Origin of the sequence: Acinetobacter proteolyticus (assembly GCF_000367945.1) — a bacterium.
Taxonomy (GTDB): Bacteria; Pseudomonadota; Gammaproteobacteria; order Pseudomonadales; family Moraxellaceae; genus Acinetobacter; species Acinetobacter proteolyticus.
The window spans coordinates 745,410-762,579 of sequence record NZ_KB849179.1; the positions used below are offsets into that span (position 1 = coordinate 745,410).

A 17,170-nucleotide genomic window follows, 5' to 3' on the forward strand; every position below is an offset into this window, starting at 1 on the left:
ATTTATGAAAGTACGTTCACTTTCGACATCATTAACGCTGTTAAGCTTAGCAATCAGTACTCAGCTATATGCTCAAACAGTTGAAACAGATGCATCTGTTCAAACGACTGCTGCTGTAACAAGTCAGAAACCAACACAACTTGCACCTATTGTGGTGACAGCATCGCGTTCAGCACAAAGTATTGCTGAAATTGCAGGTACGGTGTACCGCATTGAACAAGAAGATATTGCAAAACAAGCTGCTGCGGGTAAAAGCACAGCAGATATTTTAGGTTTACTCGTTCCCTCGCTAACACCAAGTTCTGGTACAACCAGTAACTATGGAATGACCATGCGTGGGCGTACAGTCCAGTATATGATTGATGGTGTGCCACAAACGGGTTCGCGTGATAGCTCCCGACAATTAAATAGTATTAGCCCAGATATGATTGAGCGTGTTGAAGTGGTCTCTGGTGCAAGTAGTATTTATGGTTCTGGTGCAACAGGCGGGATCATCAATATCATTACTAAAAAAGGGTCGACCGAGGGCGTTCATTTTGAATCAAAACTCGGTGTAACTTCAGGCGATAACTTTAAAAATGATGCCTTGGCTTATGAAGCATATCAATCAGCTGCATTTAAACAAGGCGACTGGAATGGTTTCCTGGGGGCAAGCTATACCAAACGCGGTGAGATTCAAGACAGTCATGGCGATCGAATTGGGCCTGAAGTTGCTCAGACTGACCGTCAAGATACGGAAACTATCGACGTCAATGGTCGCTTGGGATGGCAGTTTGCTGATAAGCAAAGTATTAGCATTGGTGCACAATATTATAATGATGAACAAGACAGTGATTATGGTGCAGACTATGGACCAGGCTTAGCTGTTTTACTTAGAGGTGCAAAACCAAGCCAGAAAGCAGTTAAAGGTTTGGAACTAGACAGTCAGCCAAGAACAAAACGTGCAGCTGTCAATGCGCAATATGAGAACCAAGATTTCTTTGGTCAGACTTTAAATGCAGAAGCTTATTATCGTACTGAAAAAGGTCGGTTTTATCCAAGTGCAAACTATTTAGCACACTCAGAGCTTAAACCTGGAAACTATATTGTTACCCAGTCTGAGACTGATATTGATGTATTTGGTGCGCGTTTAGCTTTACAAAGTAAGTTAAATCTTTTAGATCGTGCATTACATCTCACTTATGGTGTCGATTACGACAAAGAAAAAGGCAAGCAAACCGCACAGCTTTATGATTTGAATACTTTTATTGGTAGTAATGGTTTGAAGTTTAAACCATTAAATAATTATGGTTTCGGTCCAGATGTGGATACTGAGAAGCTGGGTTTCTTCTTACAGAGCCAATTTGAAGTCAGTGATCGCTTAAATCTACAAGCTGGCGTGCGCCATGAACGAATTGATAGCCAAGTACAAGATTCTGTTCCTTATTCTGAAGCGATGGTTGCAGATTTTGTCTCAGGATATGACCCTAAGACTTTAAAAGGCGGGTCGGTCAAGCATGATGCGACTTTATTTAACTTAGGTGCTGTTTATCATTTAACAGATGCTCAACAAGTCTTTGCCAATTTCTCTCAAGGGGCAAACTTACCTGACGTACAACGTATGCTGAGAGACGTTCCTGCAAACTTTGTTGTAAGCAACCAAACGATTGATCCAATTAAAGTGAATAGCTTTGAGTTAGGTTGGCGTTTACAGGATAATGCTTTAACTACAGGACTTACGGCGTTCTATAACAAGTCAGATAAATCTTTGAAATTTGGTCCACCAAACTTTGCGATTGAAGTGATTGATACCGATGAGCGTGTTTATGGCTTAGAAGGTAATGTGAAGTATGCGGTGACTGATGCATGGAATGTCGGTGGTACTTTAGCTTATACACGTGGTCAATTTAAAAATACCAGTGGTAAATGGCAAGAGCTAGATGCCATCCGTGTTGCACCGTTAAAAGGAACTGTCTATTCAGATTGGCAATTTAACGATGGTTTAGGTTTGCGCGTTCAAACTTTGGCAATTGGCGGTACAGACAAAGCACGTAAAGAAGCCATTGAAAATGGCAGTCGTCCACCTGCTGAAATTAAAGGTTTTGCAGTTATGGATGTGATTGCCAATGCGAAAGCCGGTCCGGGTACATTAGGATTTGGTGTTTATAACGTTTGGAATACTGATTATAAGTCTGTATATAGCCAAGCAGTTTCGACAGTATATGGTGATATTTCTAGTCTAGCTGCACAAGGTCGTACTTATGGTTTGAGTTATACCCTCAAATACTAATCTAATCAAAAAGGCATCTGTTTAGATGCCTTTTCTTTTGATGATTTTCATGATGAACAATAATTTAAAGTTTTTAGCACTGGCTGCTTTGATCAATGGAACATGTTTTTCCATGATTCTTCCTTTACTTGCCCCATTGACACGACAATTACATTTATCTGAATTCCAAGGTGGTGTGATTGTTTCAGCAGGAGCAATCTGTATGGCAATTGCATCAATCTGGATTGCGAAAAAGAAAAATCAGCTATCTCCCAACCAACTCGTCAATTATGGTTTTTGGGGAATGACCTTTACTTGGGCTATTTTCACTTTGATTCTGTATTTTGGAACACAAGCGATTTTACCCACGTTGTTCATTTTTATCTTACTGGTATTGAGTCGTGCTTCCACAGGTATTTTTATGGCTTTGCCGCAAATTGGTCTGCAAAGCTATGTAATGACACATGCGAGTGAAGCCGCTGATCGTAGCAAGCAGATGGCTATGTTTGGTGCGATGAATAGTTTTGGAATGATTGTCGGCCCGTTTGCAACCTCAGTTTTATTGTTTGGTGGCTTACTTTTCCCGATGTGGATTGCCGTGGCTTTACTTGGTTTAGTCAGTATTGCACTCGGCATTCTGTTTAGTAAAAGTCCTCAAGTTCAGGCTGAGTCATTCAATCTTCAACAAGATAATGATAATACACTAGCGAATGAGCCAATTCTGAAGCAAAGTCTGATCTGGTTAACTCTAGGTTTTGTCACTTACGTTGCAATTGTGACTTTAAATATGACGGCAGGTTTTTATATTCAGGATAAGTTTTATCTCAGTAGCCAACAGAGTGCAGTTTATTTTTCTCAATGCATGTTGATCGTTGGCGTTTGTCTGGTGCTGACCCAACTTTTAATCGTGAAAGTGTTTAAACTCAAATTAAACAGTTTGGTGATTATTGGTTTAGTCACCATGTGTTTTGGTCTATTACTTTCACTCTACGCACCTACAATTTTTGTGTTTCAGGCAAGTTATATTTTTTATGGTATTTCTGTGGCATGTTTATTACCTGCATTTACCACAGGCGCTGCTCAAGCCGTATCTCAGCAATCACAGGTTAAAATGGCAAGTTTTTGTACAGCGACACAGGCATTAGGCTTAATTGTGGGGCCATTGCTCAGTACATTCCTATACCGTTTTAGTACCTATTTTCCGTTCTATTTATTATTGTTTTTAACGCTGTCGATTGGTCTTTATTTTAGTTGGATGTTGATTCGAAAAGAAGGTGAAACCGTATTGCTAATTGATGAGTAAAAGAGATTTTGACTAAATAAGACTCATCTTTTTTCTCATAATGCAAGTATTCCGACTGTTTCAGTCATATATTGCTGTGATGAGTTGTCTTTATGTTTACTTTTTAACCAAATTTATTTCATTTATTGACGTTTTGGATTCTAACAGGATTTTTTATGTACCCTATAAAACGTCATAACAAGATAGATAAAGGAGTAAAGATGCTTATTTTTCATGATTATCCTGTTCAAGGAGCGCTTTTTGACATGGATGGAACAATGTTTGATACCGAGCGCTTGCGCTTCCAGACATTGAAACAGGCATCAAAAGAGCTGATTGGACAGGAGTTTTCAGATGAATATTTGATGCAGTGTCTAGGGTTAAGTGCGAAAGCATCAGAGCAGTTGGCACAAAAGTTTTATGGTACAGATGTTCCTTATACTGCCATTCGTAAGCGTGCGGATGAGGTGGAATTAGAGACTGTACGTAAAAACGGCGTACCCATTAAAAAAGGGCTAATCCAAGTTCTGGAACGCTTAAGAAAATCAGGTTTAAAAATGGCAGTTGCGACCTCTAGTCGTCGGGCAATTGCAGAAGAATATTTAATTAATGCCAATGTTTATAAGTTTTTTGATTTATTGGTCTGTGGGGATGAAGTTGAAAAGGGTAAACCGCATCCAGAAATCTTTTTAAAAGCGGCACAGAAACTCAATCTACAACCACAACAATGTTTAATGTTTGAAGACTCTGAGAATGGTATTTGTTCAGCCTATGATGCAGGCGGAATCACGATTTTATTTAAAGACATTAAAGAACCTAACGATCATATGCTCTCTAAAGCAAATTTCTATTATCCCGACATGTATGACTGTCTGAATGCTTTAGACCAATATATTCCTGAAATGGGCATGCCGCAGTTACAAGAGTTATTTCCGCAGAGTTCCAACCAATTGACTGTTGGAATTCATGGCTTTGGGGCCATTGGTGGGGGTTATGTGGCTCAGATCCTGTCATATTGGGATGGTTATACACGCCCAAAACGCATTCTGGCATCAACCCGAAATCGCTTATATTTAGAATCAGTGAACAGTTTTGCTAGCTATAGTATTCGATACGGTCAGTCTTCTTATGATGAGCGTATTGATAATCTCACAGTGATTGATGCTGATAATGAACAGCAGATGTTAGAGATGTATATGCAATCTAGCCTGATCGCACTATGTTTACCGGAACAAGCGATTGAGTCCGAGGCGAAAACGATTGCGAAGGGATTATTGGCTCGCTTTATGTCCGCAGATGCAGACAACAATGAGCCTATTACCTTTTTGATTATTCTGAATAAAGTGTGTGCGAAATATTTGGTATTGAAGCATATCCGTGAAGCTTTACTGCAAATGACAGATGAAGATATTGCAGAACATATTTTAAGTGAACACTATTTTTGCGATACCGTGGTCAATCGAATGGTATCAAAATTGACTGATCAAGCCTTATATCGTCAGCTTAATATCAAGCACAATTTATTTAAACAATATCAAAATGACCTCAATCCAGAAACGATTGAACTTTCAGACGAGACCGCTCTTAATGAAAAGCAGGAGCAGCAGATTACGCATTGTTTAGAAGACATGCGTGGGCAGTTTCAAACCGGGCAATTCCTACAAAATATGGATCTGATCCTGTTCCATAGTGAAACGGATATGCCAATTTATGTGGAAAATCGCAGTCCATTATTGAGCAAAATGCGCCAAATGATTTTAGTCGATCAGATTTCTGAGATTCAAATCATTAAAAATCGCCTATGGAATGGCTGTCATGCCATGTTGGCGTGGTATGCCAGTGCACTTGGTCATGACACGATTGGTATTGCCATGGCCGATCCAAAAATCATGAAATATGCAGAGCAGGTGGTCAACGAAGTTAAATTAGGTTTGGCCAATATGATTCCTAACCAAGCTAAAGAACTGGATCGTATGGCGGAAAGTTTCCTGCATTCTTGCCGTGCTGCCTATAAAGATCCATGTGAACGTGTAGCCCGTGATCCGCTTAGAAAACTCAATCTGAATGAGCGTGTTTTAGGTAGTTTAGAGTCTCATGTACAGCAACAACTTCCTTATCAGAAGTTGATGCAAGGTGCAATTTATGGCTATGCCTATGCACTAAAAATGCTTGGTCTGGACGAGATTAAGATTGTAAAACATGTCCAGACCAATATTGAGCATATGGATATCACTGAAAATCAGAAGAAAGCCTTATTAAACCAGCTCTATCACGGGATTCAGGCGGAACTCAATGATAATGCATTCATGTCACAGTTGGAGGAGTTGAAACCTCTAACTGCATAAACATCAGGGTTCACGGTGAATGCAGCTTAACTTCGATCTGGGTTTATGTTTGAATAACACAACTTTAAACAGAATGCTGAAGTTGTGTTATTACAAGCAGACGCCCAGTTGATTGCGACAGAAATACGCGATTATCCTGAATGGCACAAGGGTCGTTCAGATTATGGGCTTTGGTATATTGAGATTGATCAACCTGAATTGATTCAATATTTAGATGAAATTCGAGCACAATTTTCTGATCTATTGCTTCCTGCACAGCAACGCCAATATCACATTACTTTATTTGTTAGCGGTTTCTTGCAGCCTAAAGTTAAGCAATACGACGATGATTTTCAGATTCAACAATTACAGCAGCAGATCAAGCTAATTGAAGCATTACAGCTCACAGCTTTTGAGCTGGAAATCGTACAAATTGACAGTTTTAGCAGTGCTTTGTTCCTACAGATTAAAGATCAGCAGGGTGTACTAACCCAAATTCGGCAGCAATTTGCCCATGTATCTGAAGAGATCGCAGCACTTGAATATTGTCCGCATATTACTTTAGGTTTGTATGGTGAAACTTGGTCGAGTAATAGGGTATTGCAGCGGATACAACAACTTTCTCTAAAAACCATAAAGATTCAGGTCAAAAAACTGACTTTCGGCTATTATAAGGCACAGATTTTACAAGGATTACTGTATCCTTATCAGCAAATTGAACTAGGTTGGATATGTTGCAACTGATTTTAGGTGGGGCGCGCTCAGGTAAAAGTCGTTTGGCAGAACAAACCGCCAAAGAGACTGGCTTATCCGTCATTTATATTGCAACGGCGCAGGCCTTAGATACAGAAATGCAGCAGCGTATTGCGCATCATCAACAGCAACGTCCATCCGATTGGCAAGTGTTTGAAGAACCGATTTTTCTGGCAGATCGACTCTTGCAATGTGATCAGGCCAATCAGCTGATTTTGGTCGATTGCCTGACCTTGTGGCTGACTAATCTGTTATTGGATGAAGACCCAGCCTTGCAGCAACAACAGATGCAAAAACTATTCGAAGTCTTACCGCAACTACAGTCTCAAATTATTCTGGTCAGTAATGAAACTGGACTTGGAGTAGTACCGATGGGAGAAATCAGCCGTCGTTTTGTGGATGAAGCAGGGCGTTTGCATCAGACCTTGGGGCAACTCGCCAATAAAGTCATGTTTTGTGTAGCAGGCTTTCCAATGATTTTAAAAGATGAGAAATAATATGACTGAACAAACACAATGGTTCTTAGCTGCACTACAACAACCAGATTTAGGTGCCAAACAACAAGCTGAACAGCGTCAACTGCAATTGACCAAACCTACAGGGGCTTTGGGTCAACTTGAGCAGCTTGCCATTCAATTGGCGAGCTTACAGGGCACGGTACATCCACAGGTTCAACAACCTTGGATTACGATTTTTGCAGGCGATCATGGGGTGGTTGCCGAAAATATTTCGGCTTATCCGCAAGCCGTGACCCGTCAAATGCTGCAAAATTTCGCCTCAGGCGGTGCAGCCATTAGTGTCATTGCCAAACATCATCATGCACATTTACAGGTTGTTGATTGCGGAACTGTAGGTGAGGCCTATGATTATGTCGGTGTTGAGCGCCATTGCATTCGTGCTGGGACTGCCAACTTTGCCCAACAAGCTGCAATGACAGAACAGGAATGCTTAGCAGCTTTACAACTGGGTAAAGACAGTGTTGATCGCGCCAAAGCTCAAGCTGCCGATATTTTCATTGCTGGTGAAATGGGGATTGGTAATACCTGTTCAGCTTCAGCACTGGCGTGTTTATTGTTGAATGAGGATGCTGTACAACTGACGGGTGTGGGTACAGGCATTACGAATCAACAGTTGCAACATAAAATCTCGGTCATTGATCAAGCGGTAAAGCGGCATCAAGTAAATACTGCCGATGATGCTTTAAAAATCTTGGCTGCAGTTGGTGGTCTGGAAATTGCTGCAATGACGGGCGCTTATATCCGCTGTGCACAACTTGGTTTGCCAATCGTGGTGGATGGTTTTATTAGCTCGGTTGCCGCTTTATGCGCGGTACGCATTCAGCCACAAAGTCGTGAATGGATGCTGTTTGGACATCAATCGGCTGAATATGGCCATCAGCGTGTGCTGAAAGCCTTAGAAGCTCAGCCTATTTTAAATATGAATTTGCGTCTTGGCGAAGGTAGCGGTGCTGGTGCTGCACTGTCGATGCTACAACTGGCTTGCGTGTTGCATAACCAAATGGCGACCTTTGCCGAAGCAGCAGTAACTGGTGATAAAGTTGCACCTTGATTTGCTGCGGCATGGTGAAACGACACTCAGCCACACCTTGCGTGGGCATCTTGATGATGTGTTGACTGAACACGGTTGGTTGCAAATGCAATCCACCATTCAGCAACATCTCGATGCTCAGCTACAGTGGGATGTGATCATCAGTTCACCCTTGCAACGCTGCCAAAAGTTTGCGGCAGTATTAGCTGAACAACTCGAATTGCCATTACTACTTAATGCTGAAATCAAGGAAATGTATTTTGGCGATTGGGAAGGTATTGCGACTCAAACCATTTATGAAACAGCACCTGAATTATTAGCTAATTTCTGGCAATTTCCAACACAATATCATGCACCGAATGGGGAGTCGTTGCATCAATTCCAACAACGTGTCATGCATGGTTTTACTGAAATTTATGTTCAAATGCAGCAACATAACTGGAATAGGGCGTTGATTGTGACGCATGGCGGGGTGATTAAGTTGCTGACCTGTTTGGCACGTCAGCAAAAGCTGGATGACCTATTGACCATGCCCGCAGAGTTAGGAAAGTTATATGCTTTAAAGCTAACTCAAGTTGAAAATCAAATTCATTTTTCTGAAAAGACAGCAACTTAGTAGTCATAAAATCTTATTCTATTTCCAGTATTTGCTTGGGTCTTGTAATCGAATTGTCATTGCCACTACCTATGATACATGGCATTTCTTGACCTATAAGCAAATCAATCATGAATATATTATTGAAAAGCAGTGTGTTATGCGTGAGCCTAGTATTGGCGGCATGTAATAACGACAATCACTCAGAATCAAAAACACCACCAGAAACTAATACTGCATCAAAATATTATCAGACCAAAACTCCATACCAACCGCAACAAGATCTCAAAAAATATGAAGCTATTCCACAAGGATTTCAGCCTGTATTTACAGAACTGGTTGCACGTCATGGCTCACGAGGTTTATCCAGTATTAAATATGATTTAGCGCTGTATAACCTTTGGAAACAAGCCAAAGCTGAAAATGCACTCACACCTTTAGGCGAAAAGCTGGGAGCAGATTTAGAAAGCATGATGAAAGCCAATATTCTTTTGGGCTATGGTGTGGATGGCATCCGTCAGTTTGGCTATGGTAATGAAACCATGCAAGGGATTCAGGAGCATCGCGGAATTGCTGATCGTTTATTGCAGCGACTTCCCAATTTATTTCAAACCGCAGCACAACAACCGACATCAATTTTAGTACAGAGTTCAGGCGTAGACCGTGCGGTGGATAGTGCCAAATTTTTCACTGCTGAATTGATCCAACAGCAACCACAATTAAAGACACACATCACCCCAATTTCATACACCAGTTTAGCCAGTAGCAGCGTGCCATCGATTGAAGATGGTGGCGTAGATCGTTTTAAGCTTTATTTTCATAGTTTGAACAAAGAGCAAGATTTACTACAGCCATTATCAGCACAACAACAAACGATTTACGATGCCAGCCAAGCCTATCAGCATTTTGAAGAAGAGGATGCAGATCTGGTCAATAAGTTAAATGAACTTGTGAAAAATAGTCGCGCTGAACAAGTGGCAAAAAGCGTATTGAATCCACTGTTCAAAGCAGAATTTATTCAAAAATTGGGAACCACAGGCTATGTATTTAGCAATACCGGTTCATATAGTGTCACTTCACCTAAAGGTGAAATCATCACTGAAAAAGGCAAGGGTAAAAATAGTATTGCCAGTGCTGTGGATGCTGCGGCCTATGTCTATGAGTTATATTCAATATCAGGCGGTATGAAAACTGAATTGAAAGGTGTTGATTTTGATCAGTATATGCCTGTAGATGCTGCAAAATTCTATGCTGAATTTAACGATGCCAATGATTTTTATAGTAAAGGGCCAAGTTTTACCGAATCGAAAAACGTCACCAGTGCAATTGCTCAAGGCCTAAAGCAGGACTTATTTAAACAAGTCGATGCGATTGTAGATCATCAGCAAGCACATCGTGCGGTATTACGTTTTGCCCATGCCGAAATTATCATTCCATTGGCGACCAGTTTAGAGTTGCACAATATGATGCAACCTTTGCCTTTACGTCAAACCTATAGCTACAACAGCAGCACTTGGCGAGGTGAGGTGGTGTCACCCATGGCAGCGAATCTACAGTGGGATATTTATCAAGACAAGCAAGGCACAACCTTGGTGAAAATGTTCTATAACGAGAAAGAATCCTTGTTTAAGTCGAGTTGTAACTACGCACGTTATAGCAACAACAGTTTTTATTATGATTATTTGAAGCTTAAACAATGTTATCAAATTCAATAATCTAAGATATTCGACCTTTTCATTTGGGAATAGCTTGCTATTCCCAATTTTATTTCTTCATAATCCATGCATGATGAACCTGATGTGATTGAGAGGTCGCATGACACCTTTTTGGATTGCCTTGCAGTTTTTGACCATTTTGCCGATTGATTTAAAAGTAATGCCAAGTGCAAAGCAGAATGGTCAAGCACTACTGTTTTATCCTTTGGTGGGTTTATTAATCGGGCTAGTTTTGTTTGCATCTACCATGCTATTGGCAAAGCTTCCGATCATCTTGAGTGCAGCCTTGATTTTAGTGTTATGGATTTGGTTGACTGGTGGATTACATCTGGATGGTTTAGCGGATACCGCAGACGCATGGGTCGGTGGATTTGGTGATCCTGAACGAACCCTGAAAATCATGAAAGACCCTACCTGTGGTCCAATCGGGGTGCTGAGTTTAGTCGTCGTCTGCTTGCTGAAATTTGTGGCTTTATACGTTTTGCTTGAACAACAAATGGCTGTTTTTTTAATCGTCTTGCCTATGCTTGGGCGCAGTGTGCCACTGTTTTTATTCCTTACTACGCCTTATGTACGTGCTCAAGGCTTAGGCCGTTCTATGACAGATTTTATGCCAAAAAAACAAATTTGGATGGTTTTTGTCATTACAATGGCATTGCTTTGTGTGTTTAAATGGCTTGGGTTAATGACCTTGCTGGTTTTTTTAGTGATGCTTTTTTATATGCGATCATTATTTATTAAACGAATTGGCGGGATTACTGGGGATACTGTAGGCGCAGCAATTGAGTTGGCTGAAACTGGCGTGCTCCTCAGTGTTGTGATTGCTTCATTTTATATTATTTAAAAAATTGATCGCTTGGATTGTAGTGATCCTCCTGCAAACAGAAGGATCACTTTGAGTGGTGTTAGCGTTTACGCAATTGAACCCAGAAACCCAACACAGCGAGCAAGGCAACCAGTCCTGCAATCGTCCCCAAAATGATATCTCGAAGCGTTTTATCTATCGGCAGCCATGTCCATTTGTGCAAATAAGCAAAACTAAAGCCTTCTAAGGCATCTTGTTGTGTGACCTGAGCTGCAATCACACCGCTGCTTGGTTCAATATACAATCTGAGTTGATTCTCTAACTGAGTTTCAACCTTGATCACGGGCAAGCGTTTGTTGATAAAACCATATTCTCCTCCAAAACTTGTCACCCATGAGGCCTGTTGAACTTGTTCTGGTTGTAAAGCTAAATAGCTTGCGGCTAATTGTTTGCTTTGTTTAAGAATATCAAGCGCTTTACCATTACTTGCATCTACAAACTGAATCGCGGGAGCTGCTGTTTTGGTCGCGTGATGATCATGCGCTTTACTTGCCGCCGTCATGCTGCCTTGTAAAGGGCTTTGTCCGATAGCTTGAATCATCCATGCAGCACGAGTATGTGTCTGGCTAAAGGTGGTTGGAACCAGATCCAGCCGTTGAATAGGCTTTGCAGTGACCTGCTGCCAAGCTTCAGTACTTAAATCAGTAACATGGAAAACAGCTTGAATATTTTTAATATCGGGCTTTTTTTGCCAAATATGATAGAAACCACTGAGCACCCAAAGCAGAATAAAGACGCTTAAACTGATGCCTAAATAGCGATGTAGAAATCGGATCGGTTTTTGCCCTAAACGATGATTGTGCCGATTGTGAATGTTAAAGAATAAGCTTATCCCCATAAAAATCATGCACAGTATGCCAATCAAAGCGATTTGCATGAGAATAGTTTGACCTGTCCAAGCTTGATCACCCCACGTCCAGGTATGGCCTAAGCGGAAGATTTTTGCCATCCACATCTTTTGATCATTGGAGAGCGTGGCCAGTCGTGCTTGTGCAGGATCCACATAGGCACGTAAACCATTTTGAAAATCAACACGCCAAACAGGCAGTAAACGATTGACGCTCGGATAATCATCACTGAATACGGTGATGATTTGACTAGATACGATTTCCCGTTGAGAGAGACCCGTGTACCAACGTGCCAAACGCTCGGCATCTTGTTGTTCAGCATTAATCAGCAATTGACCAGTCTGACTATCATAGTATTCAGCAATCTTTTGATTGGGCAATAATATGCGATAGGCAATATGCTGAGGTGCTAATTCAACCACCTGTAAGGCTGAAAATTGCGCGATTTGATGTCGCTTGAGAACATCTGTTGCCGCTAAGGCATGTGTTAAATCTAATTGTTGAGATGGAGGCATCCGTTTCATAGGCTGAGGTTGTGTTGCACTCATCATCGGATGCAACATACCTGTTAAAGACCAAAGTAAAACGAGAACGCCCAACACCATCCCAAAACTACGATGCAATGACAATAGTTTTTTCAGTTGTTTGGCATTCATTGCTTATTTCCCAAAATGGTAACGTAAACCTAATAAATAGGTGCGTGGTGCAGCGGGGGTATAACTAACTTGGTTATTACTAAACGACGTACTTTCTGCATAATGCTGATCTGTGGCATTCAGGATTTGCCCATAGATTTCATAAGCATTTTTACGGTAGTTAGCACGTAGATTTAGCAAAGTATGGCCATCATACTTTTCCGTGTTGGCATCATTGATCCAGTAAGCGCCGACATAAACCGCTTCTGCAGAAAGTAATAGCTCAGGTATTGGCTTGATCTGATATTCAAGCGTACCAAATGTTTTAGGCGCACTTGGCATGGTGTTGCCGCTATAATCTAAAACACTCGAAGGCTGAAATTGCTGATATTCATGTTTGGCCACACTGCCTGAGAGTTTTAAGCGCTGATCATATAAATCACTGAGCTTCCAGGTTCCTCCAATTTCAATTCCCTGATGTAAGGTTTTACCTGTGTTGCGTGGTTCGCGTGTATTATCTGGCTTGGTATAGCTCATTACTTCATCTTCGCCTTCTAAGCGATATAAGGTGATTTCACCGTCTAAGCGATCATCCAGTAATTTAAAGCGCAGACCTGCATCGATATTATTAAATGTGGCTTCTTTCAAGTCCGGTGTTACCAGATTCGCCCCATATAAACTGCTGACTTCGGGTGGTACAAAACCTTGAGACCAATTGCTATAAAGATCAATCGCTGGCGTGATGTTCCAGACAAAACCGACTTGCGGGCTGGCTTTATGAAAATCACGTTTTTCATTTGGTGCGCCTGTGGTTTTTGATGGGATTAACTTATTTTCATAGTCATAACTGATCCAGTCATAGCGTGCACCACCGACAAGATTTAAAGTCGGTAACACTTGCCAATTGGCTTGTGCATAGACCGCCTGATTATTAACGTCTACATTAAAATCACGTAAGCGCTGGCGTTGTTGATAACCGGTATAAACCAAGCTATTCGGGTCACGAAATACTTGGATATCATTGGTTCTGGCTTGGTTGGGAGAATAGTCAACCATCGCCCCAACAATCAGTTTGACCTGATCAAATGTTGCTGAGTGCTGGGCATTTAAACCATAGGACTGAAAGGCGTTATAGGTGGTTTGTCCGCTATAAGTGCCAGTCGGTGTGCCATTTTTAACATCGGTACGGATGTTATAACTTGGGTTTTGCTCGGTGGTATTGTCTCGATAATACAAGGTAACTTGGCTTTGTTGCCGATCATTCCATTGATGGTTAATTTGAGAAGAAAGCCGTGTGGCATCGACTTCACGATAGGTAAAGGTTTGGTAGCTGTATCCGGGACGTTTGCGATAATCATCCAGATTTAAGCTACCAGTCATATCTGCTTTTAAATGGTTATAGCTGAGGATATTTTTGATTTGGGTGGCATCTGAGATGCGCCAGTCATGTCTGAGCGTCACACTCTGTTTATTGCTTTCAGCATGGTCTTGCCAGCTCTCACCACGATCACTGGTATAGGCTGAAAATCTTAAACCATGCTCACCCCATTCGCTATCAAAGCTATTCGATGCACCGACATCGACACGGCGATATCCCTCAGAACTGGCGCTGATACCAAGATCGGCCGTGGGAGTAGCACTTGGAGCTTTGGTCAGGAAATTAATGGTTCCGCCAATCGCATTGCTGCCATATAAGCTACTGGCCGGGCCGCGTAAAATTTCGATGCTATCAATGCCCGCCAGATTCACTTCATATAAGGCATTGTGGTTAAATACACCCACAGGGCGAATCGAGACACCATCTTCTAGATATTGATAAACGGCTGCTGTGGTCATCGGTTGGCGAATGGACATCATATGCTGTTCATTGCCCAAGTCATTCATTAACACACCTGGGGTTTGATTCAGCACCTGTCCAATAAAGGTTGCATGTTTATCTTCGATGTCCTTGCTGTTAATTTTACTAATCGCAGCAGGGGTATTATTAATCGATTCACCTTCACGACTTGCGGTCACCACAATGGTGGCTAAGGTTTTGGTGGTATCAGACGGTGCAGTTTCAGCCAAAGTAGCGGAACTATAGCCAACAGACAGGCACGCAGCCGTTAATACAGACAAACGGAATTGAGTATTCATGTTGAACTCTATAAAAAGCAAGAACTAAGGACGTACCAACGTTATTTAGGGGGTACGAAGTAAAATTTGCGTTTTATAAAGCCAATGGTGGGGCTTGTTTGGTGGGGAAAATATAAAAGATGCGGGCGATGTGCAGATCTTCTGTCCACGTATGGCACAGGCAGCGAACGCGACTGAACCAAGCCAGTAGAAATATAATAATGAATGCAATCAGCGGAACGATCGCAGCGGCATCTAAGCCATGGGAACATAAAGGACAATGCTTCATGATTTGGCTGGCCAGAGCATACACGTGTTGTGCATATTCACTGAGCTGGGCATGTTTGGCATGCTGTAGCTGCGGTCCGTGATGCATGTCGTGCATGCTATGTTGGTGATGACTTGAATGTGTCTGTGACATCAACGAGACATTTTGAATTTCTGTGACTTGGCAATGGCTTGGCATTGCATAAAGTGCAGGTACGACGCCTGTATGGACCATCGTTGGTAAGAAGATATGCCAGAGTAAACATAGCAAAGTAATCGCACCCAAATAGGTACGCCACTTAAGCAAATGTTGACGAAAACTGGACTTCATATCAGCGATACGTCGTAGGAGAAATGTGGCAGCAGTATAATCAAAAAATGACTTATAGATCAAAGCAAAATTAAGGTATTCTGAGACTGCTGAATTCAATAATTTATAGGCAGATCAGCGTGTCAAAAATGGCAAATCATTCCGATTGGATTGTGCGGGCTTCTGATAGTGATCGCTTGGAAAGAATTGAAGCTTTCTTTTCTAATCATGCATATGAGCCACACCAACATGATACCTTCGCGATTGGTCGCACCTTGTCTGGTGTACAAAGTTTTCATTATCGTGGTGAAGTCCGACATAGTCAGCATGGCATGACCATGGTGTTGCATCCTGATGAAAAACATGATGGCAGTGCAGGGACTCAAGACGGCTTTCACTACCGAATGATGTACGTTGAACCTGCATTGATTCAAAAGATCATGAAGGGTAAGCCTCTGCCTTTTTTCAAACATGGACTGAGTGATGATCCACGGCTTTATCGTGTTACCCATACACTTTTGCAAAATATGCAGGACCCATTGGATCTTTTAGAAGAAGAAGATGCTTTGTATGACTTAGCGACAACCTTGTATGAAGTTGCAGGTCAGCCGCCACGCTCACGACAGCGTTATGATTATATTGCGGCAGAGCGAGCCAGAGAGTTTATTCACGCTTCACTGGATCAGAACATCAGTCTGGATGATTTAGAACAGAATATACAACGTGATCGTTGGAGTCTTTCTCGTGATTTTAGACTGCTATTTGGCACCAGTCCGCATCGTTATATGACCATGCGTCGGCTAGATATCGTGAAAAGGTGTTTGATGTATGGAGAGTCGCTGACGCAGGCCGCCATCATTGCTGGTTTTTTTGACCAAAGCCATATGACGCGGCATTTTACAAAAGCTTTTGGGATTACCCCAGCAAGATGGAAAGAGATTTATACACGTCAGAAATAAGCTGTGCTTGCGACTAAAAATGCTTTAAATGAAATGCATACCTTTTAAGAAATCACTCAGCATAAATAGACCAGAAACAATCAAGAAGATTCCCAATACTTTATTCAGATAATTGAGCCAAATTGGATTGCTTAATTTTTTACCAATGACTGATCCTGCAAATGAATACAGCAAGGGAGCACCTGCTGCACCGAGAGAAATGAGTAGTGAAACAATTAGAATCAAGCTACCTGTGATATGCGCAGCAGGATACATAATTGTGGTCACAGGTAAAATCACCAAAATCGCTTTCGGATTCAAGCTTTGAATCCAGAAACCATTCCAAAAGTTGAGACTTTTGTGTTGGGTTTGATCTGTTTTTAATTCGGTATACGCTGTCATCATTTTATAGGCGATATAAAAGGTATAAAGCGCACCAATCAAGGCAATAAAATGCAAATATTCATGAGGAATCAATGCTGCGCCTGCATAACCAAATACAACAAATAGCATCAGCATGGAGCAGCCCACACCTGCAAAAAAGCCCAGTGTTCGAGTGAGCTGTCCTGTTAGCCCAGCATTTAATCCCATAAAGTTCACAGGACCAGGGCTGTACATCACACTTAAGGTATAAAGAAAAATTTCCATGACCAACCTAAATGAATCAATAACAAAGGATGATCAAAATAGGGCAAAGTGCTATGGGCTGTATTGTACGTTTGTGCAA

The 17,170-nt window shown here is 41.6% G+C and carries 14 protein-coding genes; 10 read left to right on the plus strand and 4 right to left on the minus strand.

Annotated elements, in window-relative coordinates:
- The first annotated feature begins 4 nt into the window (after positions 1–4).
- The 9 genes from F993_RS13375 (at position 5) to F993_RS13335 (ending at position 11,309) form a co-directional block, all read left to right on the plus strand.
- Positions 5–2,269 carry a TonB-dependent receptor gene (locus tag F993_RS13375; RefSeq protein WP_004653364.1) on the plus strand — a complete coding sequence of 755 codons (2,265 nt, stop codon included), beginning with the start codon at positions 5–7 and terminating at the stop codon, positions 2,267–2,269.
- 25 nt (positions 2,270–2,294) lie between these two features.
- On the plus strand, positions 2,295–3,551 hold the full coding sequence (locus tag F993_RS13370; RefSeq protein WP_004653366.1) for an MFS transporter: 1,257 nt from the start codon (positions 2,295–2,297) through the stop codon (positions 3,549–3,551).
- A gap of 200 nt (positions 3,552–3,751) precedes the next feature.
- A complete protein-coding gene (mtlD, locus tag F993_RS13365; protein WP_004653367.1) occupies positions 3,752–5,875 on the plus strand; it encodes a bifunctional mannitol-1-phosphate dehydrogenase/phosphatase in 2,124 nt (707 codons plus the stop codon).
- Positions 5,876–5,959: 84 nt separating this feature from the next.
- The gene (locus tag F993_RS13360; RefSeq protein ID WP_004653368.1) at positions 5,960–6,598 is read left to right on the plus strand and encodes a 2'-5' RNA ligase family protein; all 639 of its coding nucleotides are present in this window, start codon (positions 5,960–5,962) and stop codon (positions 6,596–6,598) included.
- Entirely contained in the window at positions 6,586–7,104 is a 519-nt protein-coding gene (gene cobU / locus F993_RS13355) for a bifunctional adenosylcobinamide kinase/adenosylcobinamide-phosphate guanylyltransferase (protein ID WP_004653369.1), read from the plus strand. Before F993_RS13360 ends, cobU begins: the two co-directional genes overlap by 13 nt.
- A gap of 1 nt (position 7,105) precedes the next feature.
- Positions 7,106–8,176, plus strand: a complete 1,071-nt coding sequence (gene cobT / locus F993_RS13350; RefSeq protein ID WP_004653370.1) for a nicotinate-nucleotide--dimethylbenzimidazole phosphoribosyltransferase — start codon at positions 7,106–7,108, stop codon at positions 8,174–8,176.
- Positions 8,166–8,771 carry a histidine phosphatase family protein gene (locus tag F993_RS13345; protein ID WP_032812435.1) on the plus strand — a complete coding sequence of 202 codons (606 nt, stop codon included), beginning with the start codon at positions 8,166–8,168 and terminating at the stop codon, positions 8,769–8,771. Before cobT ends, F993_RS13345 begins: the two co-directional genes overlap by 11 nt.
- A gap of 110 nt (positions 8,772–8,881) precedes the next feature.
- Positions 8,882–10,465, plus strand: a complete 1,584-nt coding sequence (locus tag F993_RS13340) for a histidine-type phosphatase (RefSeq protein ID WP_004653372.1) — start codon at positions 8,882–8,884, stop codon at positions 10,463–10,465.
- A 100-nt stretch (positions 10,466–10,565) separates the two neighbouring features.
- A complete protein-coding gene (locus F993_RS13335) occupies positions 10,566–11,309 on the plus strand; it encodes an adenosylcobinamide-GDP ribazoletransferase (protein ID WP_004653373.1) in 744 nt (247 codons plus the stop codon).
- Positions 11,310–11,370: 61 nt separating this feature from the next.
- Here the strand turns inward: F993_RS13335 and F993_RS13330 are convergent, their stop codons facing one another.
- From F993_RS13330 to F993_RS13320, 3 genes are all read right to left on the minus strand, one after another.
- Positions 11,371–12,834: a PepSY domain-containing protein gene (locus F993_RS13330; RefSeq protein ID WP_004653375.1), complete on the minus strand. Its 1,464-nt coding sequence runs from the start codon at positions 12,832–12,834 to the stop codon at positions 11,371–11,373.
- Between the two features lie 3 nt (positions 12,835–12,837).
- Positions 12,838–14,949 (minus strand): TonB-dependent receptor, encoded by a 2,112-nt coding sequence (locus F993_RS13325; protein ID WP_004653376.1) that lies wholly within the window; start codon positions 14,947–14,949, stop codon positions 12,838–12,840.
- Between the two features lie 73 nt (positions 14,950–15,022).
- Positions 15,023–15,526, minus strand: a complete 504-nt coding sequence (locus F993_RS13320) for a hypothetical protein (protein ID WP_004653377.1) — start codon at positions 15,524–15,526, stop codon at positions 15,023–15,025.
- Positions 15,527–15,654: 128 nt separating this feature from the next.
- Here F993_RS13320 and F993_RS13315 point away from each other — a divergent pair, with 128 nt between their 5' ends.
- Entirely contained in the window at positions 15,655–16,464 is an 810-nt protein-coding gene (locus tag F993_RS13315; RefSeq protein ID WP_004653378.1) for an AraC family transcriptional regulator, read from the plus strand.
- Positions 16,465–16,488: 24 nt separating this feature from the next.
- On the opposite strand, the gene F993_RS13310 is transcribed toward F993_RS13315, so the two are convergent.
- A complete protein-coding gene (locus F993_RS13310; protein WP_004653379.1) occupies positions 16,489–17,091 on the minus strand; it encodes a LysE family translocator in 603 nt (200 codons plus the stop codon).
- Between the last annotated feature and the right edge of the window lie 79 nt (positions 17,092–17,170).